Annotated in this window: 17 protein-coding genes; 7 read left to right on the forward strand and 10 right to left on the reverse strand. The window is 63.3% G+C overall.

The window, feature by feature from the left end:
- The first annotated feature begins 2 nt into the window (after nt 1–2).
- The gene (locus tag C495_RS13420; RefSeq protein ID WP_008163808.1) at nt 3–1,163 is read left to right on the forward strand and encodes a pyridoxal phosphate-dependent aminotransferase; all 1,161 of its coding nucleotides are present in this window, start codon (nt 3–5) and stop codon (nt 1,161–1,163) included.
- A gap of 41 nt (nt 1,164–1,204) precedes the next feature.
- On the opposite strand, the gene C495_RS13425 is transcribed toward C495_RS13420, so the two are convergent.
- Nucleotides 1,205–2,647: an amidase gene (locus C495_RS13425; RefSeq protein WP_008163810.1), complete on the reverse strand. Its 1,443-nt coding sequence runs from the start codon at nt 2,645–2,647 to the stop codon at nt 1,205–1,207.
- A 138-nt stretch (nt 2,648–2,785) separates the two neighbouring features.
- On the opposite strand from C495_RS13425, the gene C495_RS13430 reads away from it, so the two are divergent.
- The gene (locus C495_RS13430) at nt 2,786–3,775 is read left to right on the forward strand and encodes an ornithine cyclodeaminase family protein (RefSeq protein ID WP_008163812.1); all 990 of its coding nucleotides are present in this window, start codon (nt 2,786–2,788) and stop codon (nt 3,773–3,775) included.
- Between the two features lie 198 nt (nt 3,776–3,973).
- A complete protein-coding gene (locus C495_RS13435; protein WP_008163814.1) occupies nt 3,974–5,890 on the forward strand; it encodes a sensor histidine kinase in 1,917 nt (638 codons plus the stop codon).
- Here the strand turns inward: C495_RS13435 and C495_RS13440 are convergent.
- From C495_RS13440 to C495_RS13455, 4 genes are all read right to left on the reverse strand, one after another.
- Nucleotides 5,860–6,441: a response regulator transcription factor gene (locus tag C495_RS13440; protein WP_008163816.1), complete on the reverse strand. Its 582-nt coding sequence runs from the start codon at nt 6,439–6,441 to the stop codon at nt 5,860–5,862. The two genes, C495_RS13435 and C495_RS13440, sit on opposite strands and share 31 nt — an antisense overlap.
- Before the next feature lie 200 nt (nt 6,442–6,641).
- The gene (gene purL, locus C495_RS13445; protein ID WP_008163818.1) at nt 6,642–8,855 is read right to left on the reverse strand and encodes a phosphoribosylformylglycinamidine synthase subunit PurL; all 2,214 of its coding nucleotides are present in this window, start codon (nt 8,853–8,855) and stop codon (nt 6,642–6,644) included.
- An 86-nt stretch (nt 8,856–8,941) separates the two neighbouring features.
- Nucleotides 8,942–9,289 (reverse strand): winged helix-turn-helix transcriptional regulator, encoded by a 348-nt coding sequence (locus tag C495_RS13450; protein WP_008163822.1) that lies wholly within the window; start codon nt 9,287–9,289, stop codon nt 8,942–8,944.
- A gap of 110 nt (nt 9,290–9,399) precedes the next feature.
- Nucleotides 9,400–9,813: an SRPBCC family protein gene (locus C495_RS13455; RefSeq protein ID WP_008163823.1), complete on the reverse strand. Its 414-nt coding sequence runs from the start codon at nt 9,811–9,813 to the stop codon at nt 9,400–9,402.
- 125 nt (nt 9,814–9,938) lie between these two features.
- On the opposite strand from C495_RS13455, the gene C495_RS13460 reads away from it, so the two are divergent.
- Nucleotides 9,939–10,913 (forward strand): aldo/keto reductase, encoded by a 975-nt coding sequence (locus C495_RS13460; protein WP_008163825.1) that lies wholly within the window; start codon nt 9,939–9,941, stop codon nt 10,911–10,913.
- A 334-nt stretch (nt 10,914–11,247) separates the two neighbouring features.
- On the forward strand, nt 11,248–12,252 hold the full coding sequence (locus C495_RS13465; RefSeq protein ID WP_008163827.1) for a transcription initiation factor IIB: 1,005 nt from the start codon (nt 11,248–11,250) through the stop codon (nt 12,250–12,252).
- 84 nt (nt 12,253–12,336) lie between these two features.
- Here C495_RS13465 and C495_RS13470 read toward each other — a convergent pair whose 3' ends face one another.
- Entirely contained in the window at nt 12,337–12,876 is a 540-nt protein-coding gene (locus C495_RS13470; protein WP_008163828.1) for a CBS domain-containing protein, read from the reverse strand.
- A 95-nt stretch (nt 12,877–12,971) separates the two neighbouring features.
- Entirely contained in the window at nt 12,972–13,325 is a 354-nt protein-coding gene (locus tag C495_RS13475) for a DUF555 domain-containing protein (RefSeq protein WP_008163830.1), read from the reverse strand.
- 632 nt (nt 13,326–13,957) lie between these two features.
- Here C495_RS13475 and psmB point away from each other — a divergent pair.
- Both psmB and C495_RS13485 read left to right on the forward strand, forming a co-directional pair.
- Nucleotides 13,958–14,689, forward strand: a complete 732-nt coding sequence (gene psmB, locus C495_RS13480) for an archaeal proteasome endopeptidase complex subunit beta (RefSeq protein WP_008163833.1) — start codon at nt 13,958–13,960, stop codon at nt 14,687–14,689.
- A gap of 117 nt (nt 14,690–14,806) precedes the next feature.
- The gene (locus C495_RS13485) at nt 14,807–15,541 is read left to right on the forward strand and encodes a DUF4013 domain-containing protein (RefSeq protein WP_008163835.1); all 735 of its coding nucleotides are present in this window, start codon (nt 14,807–14,809) and stop codon (nt 15,539–15,541) included.
- A 37-nt stretch (nt 15,542–15,578) separates the two neighbouring features.
- On the opposite strand, the gene C495_RS13490 is transcribed toward C495_RS13485, so the two are convergent.
- Genes C495_RS13490 through C495_RS13500 form a run of 3 tightly spaced genes read right to left on the reverse strand, consistent with a single transcriptional unit; the run spans nt 15,579 to nt 18,532 of the window.
- The gene (locus tag C495_RS13490) at nt 15,579–16,721 is read right to left on the reverse strand and encodes an ABC transporter ATP-binding protein (RefSeq protein ID WP_008163837.1); all 1,143 of its coding nucleotides are present in this window, start codon (nt 16,719–16,721) and stop codon (nt 15,579–15,581) included.
- Nucleotides 16,722–16,742: 21 nt separating this feature from the next.
- Nucleotides 16,743–17,612 (reverse strand): carbohydrate ABC transporter permease, encoded by an 870-nt coding sequence (locus C495_RS13495; protein WP_008163838.1) that lies wholly within the window; start codon nt 17,610–17,612, stop codon nt 16,743–16,745.
- Nucleotides 17,612–18,532 carry a carbohydrate ABC transporter permease gene (locus C495_RS13500; protein ID WP_008163840.1) on the reverse strand — a complete coding sequence of 307 codons (921 nt, stop codon included), beginning with the start codon at nt 18,530–18,532 and terminating at the stop codon, nt 17,612–17,614. The genes C495_RS13495 and C495_RS13500 overlap by 1 nt, the downstream gene beginning before the upstream one ends.
- Between the last annotated feature and the right edge of the window lies 1 nt (nt 18,533).

Raw genomic sequence — 18,533 nt, forward strand, 5'->3', positions numbered from 1 at the left:
CCATGACGTTCGAACTGTCCGAACGCGTCCAGACGGTGCCGCCGTCAGGGATCCGACGGTTCTTCGAGATCGCCGAGGAGCGCGACGACGTCATCTCACTGGGTGTGGGCGAACCCGACTTCTCGACGCCGTGGGCGGCCCGCGACGCCGCGATCACCTCCTTAGAGCAGGGCAAGACGTCCTACACAGCAAACCGTGGGAAGCGCGAACTCCGCGAGGCGATCGCCGACTACGTCGCCGACCGCTTCGAGTTGGGGTACGACCCCGAAGAGGAGATCATCGTCACCGCAGGCGCAAGCGAGGCCGTCGACCTCGCCTTCCGGGCGTTCGTCGACCCCGGCGACACGGTCGCCATCGCCCAGCCGTCGTACATCTCGTATGAGCCCGGCGTCATCTTCGCCGGCGGCGAGGTGCTGCCGGTCCCGACGAAAGAGGAGGACGACTTCCGACTCACCGTCGAGGGCCTCGAGCAAGCGGGCGCGGACGAAGCTGACATGCTCGTGCTCTGTTATCCCAACAACCCGACGGGTGCGATTATGACGGCCGAGGACCTCGAGCCGATCGCGGAGTTCGCCCGTGAGCACGATCTGACGGTGCTTTCCGACGAGATTTACGCCGAACTCACCTACGATGGAAACGAGCACACCTCGATCGCGAGTTTCGAGGGGATGCGCGAACGGACCATCGTCTTCAACGGCTTCTCGAAAGCCCACGCGATGACCGGGCTACGACTGGGGTATGCACTCGGCCCCGCCGAGGCCATCAATGCGATGAACAAGATCCACCAGTATACGATGCTGTCGGCCCCGACGACGGCCCAACACGCTGCCCTCGAGGCGCTTGACTCCTGTGACAACGACGTCCGGGACATGATCAATGAGTACGACCGCCGTCGTCAGTTCGTTCTCTCACGATTCCGCGAGATTGGCATGGACGTCTTCGAAGCGAAAGGGGCGTTCTACTGTTTCCCCGAAGTGCCCGACGGCTTCACCGCAGAGGAGTTCGCTGAAGGCGTCCTCCGCGAACAGGGCGTCGCAGTCGTCCCCGGCGACGTCTTCGGTGAGGGTGGCGAGGGCCACCTGCGGATCTCCTATGCGACCGGGCTCGACGACCTCCGGAAGGCCTTAGCTCGGATCGAAGCGTTCGTCGAGGACCACGCGTAGTCCAGCGCCCTCGAGACAGTTACTGCGATTTTCACTTCGACCTACGCATCCGGATAGTGCTGCGCCCAAGGTCGGGCGCGCTCGAGTGCCCTCGTCGCAGCGAGCACGTCCGACTCGGCGTAGCGGCGGCCAACGATCTGTAGTCCGACCGGCAGGCCATCGTCGGTGAGGCCGGCGGGAACCGACGCAGCCGGATGGCCAGTCAGATTGAACACCCACGTCAGCATCGCGTCGGTCGGAATGCCTGCGACCTCGTGGCCGTCGATCTCCGTCGGGTAGCGATCGCGCAGGTGTTTGCCGTACGGTGGGACGGTCAGTGTCGGCGTCATGAGGACATCCGCGCCCTCGAGTGCCGCCTCGATCGCGTCGTAGGCCTCGACTCGCGGCCCGTTTGCGAGTCGTTCCTCGAGCGGCTCCGTATCCGACCCCAGCGCAATCGTCGAACGGACCGTCTCCTCGACGTCGGCCGTCTCGAAGTCGATGCCGTACTCCTCTTCGACCCGACTCGCAATCGACGCGAAGTAGCCGCCGACCTGCGTGTAGTAGGCCCGGCGAAGCACGTCGACACCGGGAAGGGAGACGTCGACGGTGTCGACCGTCGCGCCGGCAGCCGCGAGGTCGTCGACGGCCGCCCCGACGGTCTCGCGGACGACGGGCGAAACGGGCTGGAGATCCAGATTCGGACTGTACGCGACCGAGAGCTCCGCTGTCGGTCGCTCGAGCGCCTCGAGGGCGTCGTCGTCACCACGGGGGACGCTCAGTGGATCGCGATGATCCGGCCCGGCCATGATCTCGAAGCCGAGTGCAACGTCCGCAGCGCTGCGGGCGATGGGGCCGCCGACCATAAACGGCGAGTGGCTGTCGAACGACTCGAGCCGTGAGTTCGAGGGGATGCGTCCGAACGAGGGTTTGAGTCCGATGACGTTACAACACGACGCCGGAACCCGCAGCGAGCCACCGATATCCGAGCCGGTCGCGAGTCTGGCCAGTCCGGCGGCGACTGCCGCCGCCGACCCGCCGGAAGAGCCACCCGCCGACCGCTCCGTATCGAACGGGGTCGCCGTCGCACCGACGAGCCGGTTGTCGGTCTTGATCGTGTGGGCGAGCGCCGGCGTGTTGGTCGTGCCGACGATCACCGCGCCGGCGGCCTCGAGGCGTTCGACGGTGATCGAATCCTCCGTCGCGACGTTTTCGGACAGGGCCTTGAGGCCGAGCGTGTTCCGAACGCCGGCCTTGCGATCCCGGAGGTCTTTGATCGCGACCGGGACGCCGTGAAGCGGGCCGAGGTCCTCGCCGGCGGCGGCCGCACGGTCGGCCTCGCGGGCCCGTTCTCGGGCCGACTCCTCGAGAACGGTGACGTAGGCGTTCAGCTCTTGGGTGGCCTCGATTCGCTCGAGGACGTCGCCGACGACGGCTTCCGACGACGTCTCGCCGGTGCGGATTGCCGTCGCCAGTTCGTCGATAGTCGTGAGAGTATCAGTCATAGATAACGTGACTGGAGCTGATACAATAAAGCCGGGGGCACTCACGAGTCACTCGCCAATCACACGACGGTTCGGAACAAGCAGACCGGCGCGCCGGCGGGTCAGGCAACTGAAGTAGTCGACCGCCGATGTGCGCGTATGGTTCGCGTGCTCTCCGACGAGGATATCGCGTCGGTACTCGACCTCGAGGCGCTGCTTCCGATCGTTGCCGACGCCTTCGAGAAACAACGGGTAGGCGCGGTTGAACGGCCCGACCGACCCCACTACCCGATCGGGACAGGTCTCGACCCCGACACACCCGACGAGCCGACTGGCACCGGGCTCTGTATGCCAGCCTATATCCATGGCAACGCCTACACCGCGACGAAGCTCGTCACCGTCTGCGAGGACAACCCCGAACGCGGGCTGCCGACGGTGACGTCACAGCTGACGCTCGCCGACGCCGAAACCGGCCAGCCGATCGGCTACCTCGCGGGCAATCGGATCACCAGCGCCCGAACGGGCTGTATCGGCGGGCTCGCCGCCCGTGAACTCGCCGTCGACGGCGACCTCGAGGTGGCAGTGATCGGCGCGGGCACGCAGGCGCGCTGGCAGACGCGAGCGATCGCTGCCGCCGTCGGCGTCGACCGACTCGACTCGATCCGCGTCTACTCGCCCAGCGACTCCCGACTCGAGTGTGCTCGTGACCTCGAGTCGGACCTCGACGTCGACGTGACGCCAGTCTCGAGTCCGCGCGAGGCCGTGACGAACGCCTCGGTCGTCGTCACGACGACGACGAGCACGGAACCCGTCTTCTCTGGTTCGGCCCTCGCTGACGGGGCGCTCGTGGTTGCCGTCGGCGCATACACGGCCACAATGCGCGAACTGGACGACACGACGATCGAACGCGCATCCCGCATCATCGCCGACGTTCCAGAGGAAGCCAGCGAGACCGGTGATCTCCGAGGTCACGACGACCTCGAGGTTCGCTCGTTCGGTGACGTGTTGGCTGCCGGCGACGGCCGTCAGTCGTCGGACGAGATCGTCGTCCTCGCAAGTGTCGGGAGTGCGGTCTTAGACGCTGCAACCGCCGAGTTCGTCTTCACTCGAGCCGAAGACGCCGACCTCGGCACGACGGTTCCGATCTGAAGGGCAGGCCCAAACACTGTCGTGAGCTGATGCGTGGTGGTGCATACCACAGCGGCTCGCGGCCACGACACTGAAATAGCCACTCCCCAAAGTGGGTGCCGAGTAGCTGCCGATGAGTCATCAGACAGTGCGACCCCACAGCCACCGTCTCGGATGGGGTATCAAACGGGTGTCGAACGGCGATGGAGGGCACGACCGATGACGATTCGCTCAATTCCTGTTGCCGACCGTGTCACCGACGCCTTCTTCGCACTCGATACGGACTTTCGCTTTACCTATCTTAACGAGCGCGCCGAAACCCTGCTGAAACGCTCCCGTGAGGAGCTGATCGGTCGGGTGATGTGGGATGAGTTCCCTCAGACTGTCGAAACCCAGTTCCCCGACGGCTTCCACCGCGCGATGGACGAGCAAGTCCCCGTTTCGTTCGAGGTGTACCATGCCCAACTCGAGACGTGGTTCGAAGCCCGTGCGTATCCGTCCGAGACCGGCCTCTCGGTCTACATGCGCGACGTCACCGAGCGCAAGTCACAGGAGACGACGCTCGCCCAGCACGCCGCCGTCGTCGAGGCCGTCTACGACGCGATCCTCACGCTCGACCGCAACCGCGAACTCGTCACCGTCAACAGCGCCATCGAGGAACTCCTCGGCACCGATCGCTCGGACCTCATCGGCGAACACGTCGAGACGCTGACCCAGCAAGCGGGGATTTCGGACACCGATGCCGTCGAGATCGGTCGGGCGATCACCGACGTCGACGTCGGCAACGCCGACAGACGCCAACTCGAGGTGTCGTTTACCGCCGCCGACGGGAGCGATCGGGTCGGCGAGTTCCGGTTCGTGCCGATCGAAGACGACCACGCGACCGTCGCCGCCGTCATCCGGGACGTCACCGACCGCCATGAGTACGAACGCGTCGTCACGTCGCTGCACGAAGTCACCCGGTGGCTCCTCGAGTCGGACGACCCCGAGGAGATCTGTGCGGTTGCCGTCCACGCCGGCGGCGATCTGCTCGATCTCCCGATCAGCGGCGTCTGGTTGCTCGACGACGAACAGGGGTATCTCGATCCCGTCGCCGGAACGGCCGGTGCACACGAGGAGTTCGGCGGGCTCCCACGCTTTTCCCCCGGCGAGGGACTCGTCTGGGATGTCTTTGAAGACGGCTCTGTGACACGGTTCGACGATCTCGAGGAGAGATCGGGCCTCTACAATCCCGACACCCCGATCCGATCGGAGATCATCGCGCCCATCGGCACCCATGGGGTGCTCATGACGGGGTCGTTGGCCGTCGACCACTTCGACGAGACCGACGTCGACCTCGTCTCGATCCTCGTCGAGAACACTCGTGCAGCGCTCGATCGAGCGACCCGCGAACGCGTGCTTCGGGAGCGAACAGCCGAACTCGAACACCGGAGCGAGCGCCTCGAGTCGGTCGCCGAAATCCTCTCGAACGATCTGCAACAGCAGCTGTCGGCCGTCGCCGACGCACTCGACGACGGCGACGACGCGACCGACGAGTGGGAGTTTCCGCTGGCGGAGGACTCGGTCGACGCCACGCTCGACCGGGCCGAAGGACTCGTCGACGATATCCGCGAGTTCGCCCGAAACGCCTCGGCCGTCGGCCCGCGCTGTCGGATCGACCTCGAGACGGCGATCGACGACGCACTCGAGCGATCACGCCTCGATGGCGACCGCGATCACGTCATCGTCGAGCAGTCGGCGACGCTTCGAGCCGACGCGGAGCGATTCGGCCGCCTGCTCGAGACGGTGTACAACGACGTTGCGGCCCGCGCCGACGGCCCAGTGACGATTCAGGTCGGCGTCGTCGGCCTCGATGACACGGATCGCTCTCGAGGGCTGTTTATCCGAGACGATGCCACGACCCGTCCACCAGCGATACGGTCTCACGAGGTCGACTCGTCGACCGGTGTCGTCGCCGAGAGAGCGGCCGATGGGCTGGGACTGACACTCGTCAAAGCGATCGCCGAAGCCCACGACTGGACGTTCACGGTCGATCCCGGCGACACGGGTGGGACGAGACTCGAGATTCGCGATCTGACGACGCTCGAAAAACGCCCGCAAACAGGCTACAAAAGCGGCTCGGACTCGAGGTCCTGATAGAGCCGCCGATAACTCCCTTGATCGAGGAATTCCGTCATCGTCTCTTCGATGCGGACACGAGACAGTGCGAGTTGATCCTCTAGCCGTGCGTACTCCGCGCTCGATTTGCGCTCGGCTTCGGTTTTCTCGGCATCGAGCAGGGCTTTCGTCGAGGCGAGCGAGAAAAACTCCTGTAGCTGTTCGTCGTAGCTCGAGCGCAACACCAGTTGCTCGACGATTCGGGTCAGTTCGTCTCTCGAGACCGGTTTGACGAGATAGTCGTCGAACCCCATTCCGATGACGTCGAACGCCGGTTCGACAGCGGTAACCATCGCCACCCGACACGCCAGCTCGCGCTCCCGGAGCGTCGCCAGCAGCGTCTCACCCGACAGCCCGGGCATTCGTCGATCGAGAAGAACGATATCGACCGTCTCGTCGATGGCAGTGAGTGCCGTGTCGCCATCGGACACGGTCTCGACGGCGTACGTCTCCTCGAGCCAGGTGGCATAGAGGTCTGCGATGTCGGGCTCGTCGTCGACGATCAGGACGGATGGCGTCTCAGTGGTCATAGCTCTCTCCGAGAGTGGTTCATCTCCCGAATTGTCTCGAGACTATATCAAAATATCGGGTAGTCGGACGATTCCGACGCGAGCGACGCTTATACTGTCGGACAGAACGACGTGAAGATCGGTCGCTCTACTGCGGCCGTCTCCGACGGTGACGGCCGCGAATTCGCGACCGACTTCGCATTGACTTCTGTCCGACAGTATTACTCGAGGCCGTCTTCGATGGTCGAGCGGTGGTCGTCGATCGCCGCGGCGTCCGTCGTGATCGTCTCCGAGCCGACGTCGATCGTCAACTCACCGTCGTCGGTCGCCGTCCCGAGTTCGACCACCGGGGCGACGCCGTCGAACGCCGCTGCAACGGCGTCGGGCGAGTCGGTCTGAATCAGGACCCGACCCGGCTGTTCGTGGAAGAGGACAGCCGATTCGTCTCCACTGTCGGGGACGGGAAGCGAGACCTCGAGACCAGCATCTTCGGTGACCATCTCAGCGAGCGAGACAGCGAGCCCACCGTGACTGATGTCGTGAACCGCAAGCGTCGACTCGTCGTTGGCCACGTCGGCCAGCGTTTCGATGACGGCGGCGGGGTCGGCCGGCAGTTCGGGGAACCCGTCACTGCCATCGAACTGGGCGAGATACTCCGAGCCACCGAGTCGGAGGTCGCCGGCCTCGAGGCCGACGTCGCCGACGAGCAACAGCGTGCCTTCCGATTCGACCGACAGCGGCGGGGCGTCGTAGCCGTCTTTGGTCCCGACCATCGCCAGCGTCGGCGTCGGCGGGATCGGGCCGGCGACGGAGTCGTTGTACAGCGAGACGTTCCCGCCAACGACCGGCGTCGACAGTGTCGAGCACATGTCCGCAAGCCCGTCGACGGCACCCTTGAAGCCGCCGTACACATCTGGTTTCTCGGGGTTGCCGCCGTTGAGACAGTCGACGGCGGCAAGCGGCGTCGCGCCTTTGGCTGCGATGTTCGTCGCGTTCTCGAGGGCGATCGCTTTCGCCCCGACGTACGGGGCAACGGCAGTCCAGTTCGGTGCCGCACCGGAGGAAATAGCCAGCCCTTGCCCGATCTCGCGGCTATCGCCGCTCGATTTATCCGCGGAGTGTGGCTCCGCGCTCGCTTCTCGGACAGCGATAATCGCCGCGTCGTCGCCCGGCCCAACGCTCGTGCGGACGCCGACCTCGTGGTCGTACTGTCGGTAGACCCACCGTTTCGAGGCCGTGTTCGGACTCGAGACGACCGTCTCGAACGCCGCCTCGAGGTCGACGTCGGGCAGGTCGGTCTCGGGTTGGTCGACGGGTTCGCTCTCGAGGTCGTTCATCGGCGCGCCTTCGCCGAGGAAATAAGCGTCGACGTCGACGACCGTTTCGCCTTCGAACGTGCAGGTGTAGTTCTTCTCGGTGACGTCGCCGATGACCGAACAGCCGAGATCGAAGCGCTCGGCGATCTCACGGACGCGGTCGACGTTCTCGGGTTCGACTTCGTAACACATCCGCTCCTGGGATTCGGCCAGCAGGATCTCCAAGGCGTTCATGTTCGGCTCGCGCTGGTGGACGCGCTCGAGTTCGATGTGTGCGCCGAGACCGCCTTTGGCGACCAGTTCGCTCGAGGCACCGCCGAGGCCGGCGGCACCGAGGTCGCGGGCGGATTCGATCAGCTGCTCTTCGACGAGCTGTTCGTTGGCCTCGATCAGCAGCTTCTCGGCGTAGGGGTCGCCGACCTGAACGGCCGGTCGATCCTCGGTTTCGGCGTCCTCCGCGAGGTCCTCGCTGGCGAAACTCGCACCGCCAAGCCCGTCGCGGCCGGTGCCGTTACCGACGAGCACCAGCTTGTTGCCGGGCTCTTGGGCGACGGCGGTGACGAGCCGTTCCTCGTTCGTGAGGCCGACGCAAGCAACGTTCACCAGCGGATTACCCTCGTAGTCGGGGTGGAAGTCGACGCTGCCCGCGACCGTGGGCACGCCGATACAGTTGCCGTAGTGGCTGATCCCTTCGACGACGCCCTCGAAGAGGTATTTCGAGTGTTCGTCGTCGAACTCGCCGAAGTACAGCGAGTCCGCAAGCGCGATCGGGTAGGCACCCATCGAGAGGGTGTCCCGGACGATCCCGCCGACGCCCGTCGCGGCCCCGTCGAACGGGTCGACGTAGGAAGGGTGGTTGTGGCTCTCGATTCCCATCGTGATGTAGGTGCTCGAGCCGTCCTCGTCCTCGTTTCCGGGCAGCGCGACGACTGCTGCGTCATCACCCGGCCCGATGACGACCTGCTCGCCCTCGCTGTCGAACGCGGAGAGCAGCGGTCTCGAGGAGCGGTACGCGCAGTGTTCACTCCAGAGGTTCTCGAACAGCGCGACCTCTGCCGGCGTCGGCTCTCGCCCCAGCTCAGAAACGACGAGCTTGTGGTCCGAATCGGCAAGACTCATTCATGTCGGTGATGGAAGTCGGGTAGTAAAGGGGTTTCTATATACACGTTCGTGCATCGATTCGGTGAGGGCCCGTGTGGCTCCGCTCAGTGTGTGAGCGTCTCCTCATCGAGCCACGAGCCAGCCCAGCACTCGATTTCGTCGAACACCGGCTCTAAGGATTCGCCCTTCGAGGTCAGGCTATAATAGGTCGCGATCGGGGCGTCTTCCTCGATGCGGCGTTCGACGAAGCCCATCTCGCCGAGATCATCGAGCACACGGGAGAGCGTCCGGGCGTTCGCGCCGGTCGAGCGCTTGAGTTCGTTAAAGCGCTGTTCGCCGGCCAGCAGTTCGTGGAGGACAGCCAGACGCCACTGCGAACCGATCTGCTCGAGCGACTGGATGACGGGACAGGCAGCGTTCTGGTCGCGGGGTTCGGTCTGTGGAGAGGACATTGTTTCGCTCCGTTGTGGGTACGCTGTAGACGACTTTAGCAGTTCGGGTCTGAACCAGCTAACATCGCGTTAGTCATGTCAACCACCGAATTAGTGCGCCGATGGCGCAGTCAGTCGCCCTCGAGCATCGACTCGAGGGACTCGAGGGCCCGAAGCGAGATCGGCGCGGAGCCGACAGCGAAGAACGGGAGTTCGAAGCTGATCCGACACCGAGTCTCATCGAGGGCTTCGACTCGGTGGGTCGCGATTGGCACGCCAGTCACACGCCAGCTCCATCGTCGATCCGACCGCGAGTAGTCCGTGACGCGAAACGGAATCCAGACACCGGACACCCGCACGTGGCCGGTCGTGTCGGCCCGAATCCGGCGATCAGTGGCTTCGACACCGTTTACGAGCGCCATCCACTCCGGCCACTGGGTCGTGTCGACGAGCAGGTCCCACGCGTCGTCTGCAGGGACCGAACAGACCTGTGAGGCCTCGAGGCGGCGACCATCCGGCGTGTGTGCAGTCTGCAGTCGCGTCATGTGTACCGACTGGTACGTCGGCCGTGGGCATGGAGGTTTGGACCGCCACGACTACTGTCTCGTCCAGCGGCTCGGAGCAGTCGGTGGACACATACTGTTTTTTGACCGGCACGCATCGGTCCAGTATGGAGTATACGACACTCGGATCGACCGGGATGGAAGTCAGTCGGCTCTGTCTGGGCTGTATGAGCTTTGGCTCGAGCGACTGGCGCGAGTGGGTCTTAGAAGACGACGAGAGCAAGGCGATCATCGATCGGGCGATCGACCTCGGGATCAACTTCTTCGATACGGCGAACCTGTACTCGAACGGCGAGTCCGAACGGATCGTAGGCGACGCACTCGAGGGCCACCGCGAGTCGTCGGTCGTCGCGACGAAAGGCTACTTCCAGATGCGCGAGGACGACCCGAACTCGGGGGGCCTGTCGCGAAAGGCGATCGAACAGGAACTCGCCGCCAGCCGCGAGCGGCTGGGCATGGACACCATCGACCTCTATCAGATCCACCGCTGGGACGACGAGACGCCGATCGAGACGACGCTTCGGGCACTCGATGACGCCGTCCGACGGGGCCACGTTCGTTACATCGGCGCGTCGTCGATGTGGGCCCACCAGTTCGCCGAGTCGCTCTATACGAGCGATCGGCTGGGACTCGAGCGATTCGTCACGATGCAAAACCACTACAATCTCGTCTACCGGGAGGAAGAACGCGAGATGCTGCCGCTCTGTGACAAGGAGGGTATCGGCGTCATGCCGTGGTCGCCGCTGGCCCGGGGCTATCTCACGCGCCCGCACGCGGAGATCGACGCGACAAAACGCGGCGAGACGGAAGAACACATGTACGACCACCCCTACCGCGATGGCGGCGGCCAAGAGATCAACGACCGTGTCGCCGAAATCGCCGCCGATAAGGGTGTAACGATGGCCCAGCTCTCGCTTGCGTGGCTGTTGCACAAAGAGTGGGTCGACGCACCCATCATCGGTACGACGAGCGTCGAACACTTAGAGCAGGCTGTCGAGGCGCTCGAGCTCTCGCTGTCGGCGTCGGAGCTCGCCTATCTCGAGGAGCCATACGAGCCGGTGTCGGTTTCTGGCCACGACTGAGACGGACTACTGTCGTCAGTGACCACCGATCACCGACTTTGCCGCTGGTGATCGGCGGTACATCGTTACAGCACACCGTATGACTGAGCCGCTTCTCGAGGACTTGATCTCCGTTGGAAACGGAAATCAGAGGCGCGTGGTCGAGTGACGACGCCGCGTCGGAATTTCTGAGATACTATTCGTCATTAGTAAACCGATTTCAGTTACTCGACACCAGAATTTGGGGAAAGAGTAATTAGAGTTCGTTACAACAGGTCGACCAGCGACGACCGGAACCGCCGTGTCCACACAGCCGAGATGTCGGGCGTCCGGTCAGCGAAGCCACCCCAGCATAATGCCACACACGAAATTCGATTCGACATCGTCGACCGCAGAGGGAACGAAAGCGCAGTCTGCGAGCGAGCGAACTGACCAGTCCCCCGACGGCAGGACGACCACGACCTGTCCCGAGTGCGACGGCAGACTGATCGTTCGGAACGACCAGACACACTGTGAGGACTGTGGCCTCGTCGTCGACGAGGACCGCATCGACCACGGCCCGGAGTGGCGTGCGTTCAACGCCACTGAAAAGAACGAAAAGTCTCGGGTCGGTGCGCCGACGACGAACATGCTGCACGATCGCGGTCTGTCGACGACGATCGATTGGCAGAACAAAGACGGCTACGGGAGTACCCTCTCCGCCCGAAAACGACAGCAGTTTCAGCGACTCCGAACCTGGGACGAACGGTTCCGTACGCGTGATGCCACCGAACGGAACCTGAAACACGCCCTCGGGGAGATCGACCGGATGGGCTCGGCACTCGGGATTCCGGATGCCACCTTAGAAACCGCGAGCGTCATCTATCGCCGCGCACTCGAGGAAAACCTGTTACCCGGCCGATCGATCGAAGGGATGGCGACAGCCGCGCTGAACGCTGCCGTTCGACAGACGGGCGTCCCGCGGTCGATCGACGAACTCGCAACCGTCAGCCGGATCGACTACCTCGAGGCGGCCCGCGCGTACCGATATCTCGTCAGGGAGCTCGAACTCCCAATGGCACCGCCGGACCCACTCGAGTATCTCCCACGGTACGCGTCGGCGCTCGAGATCACGGCCGAGACGGAACGGCGTGCCCATGATCTCCTCGAAGGCGGAATGGAGGCAGGGCTTCACAGTGGGAAACATCCCGTTGGTCTCGCCGCTGCTGCGATCTATGCGGGGAGCCGACTGACAGGCGAAGCGCTCACACAAGCGGACGTCTCGGATGCAATCGACGTCAGCAAGGTGACGATCCGGAACCGGTATCAGGAACTGCTCGAACACGAGATCGCGACGGCCGACTCCACCGCTGCGGACTGATGTGACCGCAGGCACAACCGTGTCACACGCAGGTTACGGCGTCGTTTGGTTCGGCAATCGCGGCCGCACACGCGCTTGCGCCGATCAAGAAAAGCGAGAGGCGATATCCGCTTCGGTGATGATGCCGACCGTCTCGCCGGCTTCGGTAATCATCACGGCCTTGTAGTGCTCGAGCAAGTTGCTGATTTCGTCTAGGGTCGCATCTTTCGACACCGTCGGGAAGCTCTCACTCATGTGTTCTTCGATGGGTTCGTCTCGAGCCTCGGCGTCGAGATGCACGAGGTCGCTCTGACTGATCGACCCCACGGGGATTCCGTCCTGGATAACTGCCAGCTGGGAGTAGGCCTCCTCTTCCATCTTTCGAGCCGCTTCTTTGACGGGGTCGTCGGGCGAGACGTTGACGACGGCCTCGTTCATCAGGTCCTCGGCGCGGACGACGTCGCTTTCGGCCTTCTCGAGCGCGTTGACGATCCGACGGAGCGTCGAGAGCCGTGGGTCGACGTCGCCGCCCTCGATCCGGGCGATCAGTGGCTGAGAGACATCGGCCGTATCGGCGAGTTCGCTTTGGGTGAGCCCGAGTTCGGTTCGGCGTTGGCGGAGATCCGCGGGCGTCGGGAGTTCCATACGCTACAATAACTAAGGGTTATAGAAAATGCTTTGGGTCGTCCCCTGTTTCGCCGTCACCGCCGACGCGGTGGCGGACGCGGAGTGGGGTATCGTTAGTCTTCGTCGGGCACTTCGATGACTTCGACGACCGACAGCGGGACGTCCCGCAGCGCGCCGCCGACTTCGCTTTTTGCGATTCGGGAGGCGTGTTCTTCGCCGTCGGCGTTGAACACTTCCATCTCGAGGCCGAGGCCGACGAGTGCAGTGTCAGCCGCGATAAAGGCGGAGTCGAAGGGCTCGCCACAGGCCGGACAGCCCGTCGCACCGACTTCGACTTCGACGTAGTCCATGTTTTCGCTGTTGAGTCGTTTCCCGGCTTCGCTGACGGCGACACCGATCGCGTCGTCGATCGCTTCGACGTCACGAACGAGCCATGCCGCTTCCATTGCGACGAGATAGTTGGTCATATGTCGTGGTCGGGCCGAGGGGTCTCTTGTCTTGCGGTTCGTCGCCAGCACCGCATCGGGCTCGAGTGACCCGACTGACGCGCCCGCGGTGCGCACGTGAGTTGGATAATCCCCATAAGTTACGAGAATTGTGCGGATCGATTGCCGTCTGGATAGCCGGATCCGGCCTCGAGTTCAGCTTAACTTGTAACAAAATCAACCAGCGTTTAATCGCATGACTGCGGCGACCTCGTCCGGCCCTAACGATCGTTATGATTTCGACGACTCAGTAATGTTTATATACACCCTCGGTCTGCTCCAGAGTGAACGCTGATGATATCCCGCGTGTACCACGCGACCCTGTTCGCACTGTACCAACTGTGCATTGTGATCGGTATCGCCGCAATGCCACTTGCAATCGCCGCTCGCCAGGCTGGGTTTACCCTGCCAATCCACCGCATCCTCGAAACTCTCGAAACGGCCGCCGAGGCCAGCCACAACTAATGGGCTAACATACGCCGGGATCGAACCACACTGTTTCTGTCGCCGATCGTGCTGACGAATAGTCGGCGGTCCAATCGTCGACTCGAAAACCGGAAACCGCCGTGGTGACCGCCGGTGTTTTATACCGTGCCGGTCGTAACGTTCGGTCAATGCGAGCACCTCAACATAACTCGGACTTCTCCCGTACCGTCGACCAGTTGGCCGACGACCCGAACCCCTACGAGCCCGAAATCGGTTCGATGCCGAAAAACGATCTCTCGCGTGCTGATCTGGACAACGTGAACAAGACCGGAACGACGACGATCGGCATCTCGACGGCCGACGGCGTCGTCATCGCGACGGACATGCGCGCCAGCCTCGGCGGCCGCTTCGTCTCGAACAAGAACGTTCAGAAGGTCGAACAGATCCACCCAACCGGCGCGCTCACGCTCGTCGGCAGCGTCGGTGGCGCACAGTCGTTCATCTCGAGTCTCCGTGCCGAGGTCAACCTCTATGAAGCCCGTCGTGGCGAGACCATGAGCATCGACGCACTGGCGACGCTCGCGGGCAACTTCGCCCGCGGCGGCCCGTTCTTCGCCATCCACCCGATTCTTGGCGGTGTCGACGACGACGGCAGCCACGTCTACAGCATCGACCCCGCCGGCGGCGTCATGGAAGACGACTACACCGTCACCGGCTCCGGGATGCAACTCGCCTACGGTCACTTAGAGCAGGCCTACGAAGACGACATGTCCAACGAGGAAGCGAAGACGGTCGCCGCTCGCGGCATCAAATCGGCCGTCGAGCGTGACACCGGCTCCGGAAACGGTGTCTTCCTCTGTGAGATCACCGACGAGGGCGTCGACATTCACGGCCACCACGACTTCGACGAAGTCCTGTAACTCGGCCACCCGTTCTTTCGAGCCGCAATTCCGTGCCCAGCGAACGCTCTCTGGGTCCGTCGACAACCAACGTTGCGGATTGAAATCGTTTTACGACGGTCCCCCTATTGACCGGTAATGGCGCTGCTACTGGAGGACGGTGTGCGATATCCGTTCCGTGGCGATCGGCCGACCGACCGCCTCGCCGTCGGTGGACTACTGGGAATCGTCACCGCCATCCTGATCCAGTTCGGAGCGGCTGCGTACCCGTCACTGCTCTCGGCGCTTTTCGTCGGGCTCGCAGCTGTCTCGAGTGTCGCGTTACTCGGCTATCTGCTCCGGGTGTTCGAAACGACCATCGACGGCGACGACGCCCCGCCACGGTTTCGACCGGTCGGACCGTTGCTTCGTGATGGGAGTCGGTTGGGGCTGCTCTCGCTTGGCTACGTGATCCTGCCACTGGCCATCATCGCCATCACCATCGGCGGGCTGTTACAGGCCCCGTTTGCCCCCGAGTCGGCGGGCTTCATGGGCTCGCTGCTGTTTTTCGGGGCGTCGACGATCGTGTTGCTCGTCGTGCTCACGTTCGGCTACGTCTATCCGGCAGCAGTCGGCCGACTCGCCGACGGCGGACGCCTCCGTTCGGCCGCCGATCTTCGGCGTACGCGTCCCGTACTCGGCGACAGCGGCTACGCTACCGGCTGGCTGTTCGCCTCACTGGTCGCCGTCCCGGGCTCGGCGTTTCTCCTGACGGCGCTCTCGAGTGCAACGCCGTTCGGCGTCGTCGCCGTCTTCGTGACGTTTTACGCCCACGTCGTCGCCACCCGACTCGTTGCCCGTGGCTATCGAAACGCGGTGACAGGACTCGAGTAAGGACGGACGACACGGCGGCGAAAATTGGGGGCGACGACTACAGCTGTGGTTCGGGCATCGCCTGCGTATCGAGGGTCCGGTTTCGAAGCGCGGAGCCACTGGCACGGTCGAAGATATGGATGGCGTCTTCCGGCACGTGAGCGATCACGGACTGGCCGTCTTCGACGTGGTTGAGGCCGTCGATCGTCGCGACGAACGTCTCCGTCGAGTCGGCATCGAACGTGAGGTAGACGTTGTTCTCGTTGCCCATCGGTTCGACGACATCGACGAACGTCTCGTAGCTGTGCGTGTCGTCTTGGGTCGAGCGGAGTTCGATATCCTCGGGCCGGATGCCGAGGACGAGTTCATCGTGGTCGCCCAACTCGCTTGCGACCGCCGATGTGAGCTCGTACGTGAAATCGTCGTGAACGAGCGTCTCCCCGTCACGGCTCACGTCGAAGAAGTTCATCGAGGGCTCCCCGATGAAGCTCGCGACGAACAGGTTCGCGGGCTCGTGATAACACTCGAGCGGTGTGCCGACCTGCTGGAGTTGGCCGTCGTTCAGGATGGCGATCTTGTCGGCCATCGTCATCGCCTCGGTCTGGTCGTGGGTGACGTAGATCGTCGCGACGCCGAGGTCCTCTTGCAGCCGCTGGAGTTCCGTTCGCATCTGCGCGCGAAGCTTCGCGTCCAGATTCGAGAGCGGTTCGTCGAGCAGGAAGACCTCCGGATCGCGGACGATCGCTCGGCCGAGCGCGACTCGCTGCTGTTGGCCACCCGAGAGATCGTCGGGTTTGCGCTCGAGTAAGTCGTCGATGCCGAGCATCGTTGCAGCGTCTTCGACTGTTGACGCGATTTCGTCATCTGGCATCGAGGTCGACTCCTCGAGGCCGAACGACATGTTCTCGCGGACGGTCATATGTGGGTACAGCGCGTACGACTGGAACACCATCGCGATGTCCCGCTCGGCGGGTTTCGCGTCGTTGATCACCGAGCCACCGAGGCGAATCGCCCCGTCGCTGACGGTTTCCAGTCCTGCGACCATTCGGAGCGTCGTCGATTTGCCACAGCCGGATGGGCCGACGAGAACCAGAAACTCCCCGTCGTCGATTGCTAGCGATACCTCGTCGACGGCGGTGATCTCGTTTCCGTCGTCTTCTACGAATACTTTGGTTACGTCGTCGAGTTGTAGGTCAGCCATTGTATCTGCCTCTGTTGTGTGTCATAGCGTCTGCCCCTTGGCGAACTGTTCGCCGAACAGGATGTAGACCAGAATCGTCGGGAGCGCCGCGATGAACGCCCCGGCCATCTGAACGCTGTAATCCGTCGCCATCGACCCCGCGAGTGCGTTCAACTCGAGGGTGACGACGTAGTTCGACCGGTTGCTGAGCAAGACCAGCGCGAACAGGAAGTCGTTCCAGACCTGCGTGAACTGGTAGATCAGCGTCACGGCGAACATCGGCAGCGACAGCGGAAGGACGATCTTCCGGTAGATCCGAGCGAGACTCGCACCGTCGAGGCGGGCAGCCTCGATGAGTTCGCTGTCGAGGGTCTGGTAGTACGATCGGAACAGGATCGTACAGATCGGAATCCCGTACGCGATGTGAGTGATAGTCAGCTCGACCAACTCACCGCGAGGGTGGAGTTGCGAGAGGCCGATCATCGACCAGAACTGTCGCAGTGGGACGAGCACCGCCTGATACGGAATAAACACCGCTGCAAGGAACAACACGAGCACGAACACCTGCCCGCGCCAGTCGACTTTCGTCAACCCGTAGGCGGTGAGGCTGCCGAACAGCGCCGACAGCACTGCGGCCGGAATCACCATCGCGAAGCTGTTGACCATCGCAAACGCTAGTTCGCTGCCGGCCGTCACCCACGGGTCGATCGTGAACCCCTCGAGTGGCGGCTGTAGTGGTGACGTGTTCCGGTAGGCTTCTTGGGTCTTGAACGCGGTCGTCAGCCCGCTGTACAGCGGCGACAGATACGCGCCGACGAGCGCGAGCAGGGCACCGTAGAGGGCGATGCGACGTAGCTCGAGCCCGGATTCCGTCTCGGTGTGCTCGCTTTCGTCAGTCGTTGTCGTTGCCATTAGAGTGCACCTCGTTTGTACTGTGTGTAGGCGTAGGGGCCGATGATCGTCAGCGCGAGCGCAAAGAGGACGACAGCGATCGCAGCGCCGTAGGCCCACTCGCTCGAGGAGAACGCCTCACGGTACATCGTGACCGCGAGGATGTCCACCGATCGACCGGGGTTCGTGCCGAACATGACGTAGATAAAGTCAAACGCCTTCAGCGCGAACACCATCAGGACGACGGTCGCACCGACCGTCGACGAGCGAAGCTGTGGGATGATGATCCGCCGGTACAGCGTCAGCGTCGACGCACCGTCGATGCGGGCGGCCTCGTAGTGGTCGTTCGGAATCGAGCGCAAGCCGGCGAGATAGACGATCATACAGTAGCCGCTGAACTGCCAGACGAGCGCGAAGATGACCGCGGCGAGTTTGAATCGTGGATCGCCGAGCCAGTCGTGTGCGAGCCAGCCGAGTCCGAGGCCGGACAGCGTGGTGTTGATCAGGCCGTTCGAGGCGTACATCCACGACCAGAAGATCGCGGTGACAACGAACGACAACGCCATCGGCAGCAGATAGATCGTCCGGAACGTACTCTCAAAACGGATCTTGCGATCGACGAGCAACGCGAGCCCGAGCCCAACGACCAGCGAGACGCCGGTAAAGGCGACGAGCAGCGCAATCGTGTTCCGGAGGGATGCCATGAAGTCCGGATCTGACGGCATCTGTCGATACATCTCCAGCGTGAAGTTCGTGTAGTCGGGCTGTCCGAGACCGGACCACCCGGTAAACGAGATAATGACGTTCCAGCCAATCGCCCCGTAGACGAACAACAGAACAAGCGCCGTCGCTGGCAGCCAGAACGGCATCGACTCGAGGAAGTCGCTGTCGCTCGCCGACAGCGGATTGAGTCGTTTGATCGAATTTCGTAACGAATCCATA

It is taken from the genome of Natronorubrum sulfidifaciens JCM 14089, assembly GCF_000337735.1.
GTDB lineage: Archaea > Halobacteriota > Halobacteria > Halobacteriales > Natrialbaceae > Natronorubrum > Natronorubrum sulfidifaciens.

Bases quoted from the DNA above. Each gene is read 5' to 3' on its own strand.
- C495_RS13495 (WP_008163838.1), bottom strand. From the start codon at position 17,612: ATGGCAACGACAACGACTGACGAAAGCGAGCACACCGAGACGGAATCC.
- C495_RS13460 (WP_008163825.1), top strand. From the start codon at position 9,939: ATGGAGTATACGACACTCGGATCGACCGGGATGGAAGTCAGTCGGCTC.
- C495_RS13490 (WP_008163837.1), bottom strand. From the start codon at position 16,721: ATGGCTGACCTACAACTCGACGACGTAACCAAAGTATTCGTAGAAGAC.
- C495_RS13435 (WP_008163814.1), top strand. From the start codon at position 3,974: ATGACGATTCGCTCAATTCCTGTTGCCGACCGTGTCACCGACGCCTTC.
- C495_RS13455 (WP_008163823.1), bottom strand. From the start codon at position 9,813: ATGACGCGACTGCAGACTGCACACACGCCGGATGGTCGCCGCCTCGAG.
- C495_RS13440 (WP_008163816.1), bottom strand. From the start codon at position 6,441: ATGACCACTGAGACGCCATCCGTCCTGATCGTCGACGACGAGCCCGAC.
- C495_RS13475 (WP_008163830.1), bottom strand. From the start codon at position 13,325: ATGACCAACTATCTCGTCGCAATGGAAGCGGCATGGCTCGTTCGTGAC.
- C495_RS13500 (WP_008163840.1), bottom strand. From the start codon at position 18,532: ATGGATTCGTTACGAAATTCGATCAAACGACTCAATCCGCTGTCGGCG.
- C495_RS13450 (WP_008163822.1), bottom strand. From the start codon at position 9,289: ATGTCCTCTCCACAGACCGAACCCCGCGACCAGAACGCTGCCTGTCCC.
- C495_RS13485 (WP_008163835.1), top strand. From the start codon at position 14,807: ATGGCGCTGCTACTGGAGGACGGTGTGCGATATCCGTTCCGTGGCGAT.
- C495_RS13465 (WP_008163827.1), top strand. From the start codon at position 11,248: ATGCCACACACGAAATTCGATTCGACATCGTCGACCGCAGAGGGAACG.
- C495_RS13430 (WP_008163812.1), top strand. From the start codon at position 2,786: ATGGTTCGCGTGCTCTCCGACGAGGATATCGCGTCGGTACTCGACCTC.
- C495_RS13425 (WP_008163810.1), bottom strand. From the start codon at position 2,647: ATGACTGATACTCTCACGACTATCGACGAACTGGCGACGGCAATCCGC.
- C495_RS13420 (WP_008163808.1), top strand. From the start codon at position 3: ATGACGTTCGAACTGTCCGAACGCGTCCAGACGGTGCCGCCGTCAGGG.
- psmB (WP_008163833.1), top strand. From the start codon at position 13,958: ATGCGAGCACCTCAACATAACTCGGACTTCTCCCGTACCGTCGACCAG.
- purL (WP_008163818.1), bottom strand. From the start codon at position 8,855: ATGAGTCTTGCCGATTCGGACCACAAGCTCGTCGTTTCTGAGCTGGGG.
- C495_RS13470 (WP_008163828.1), bottom strand. From the start codon at position 12,876: ATGGAACTCCCGACGCCCGCGGATCTCCGCCAACGCCGAACCGAACTC.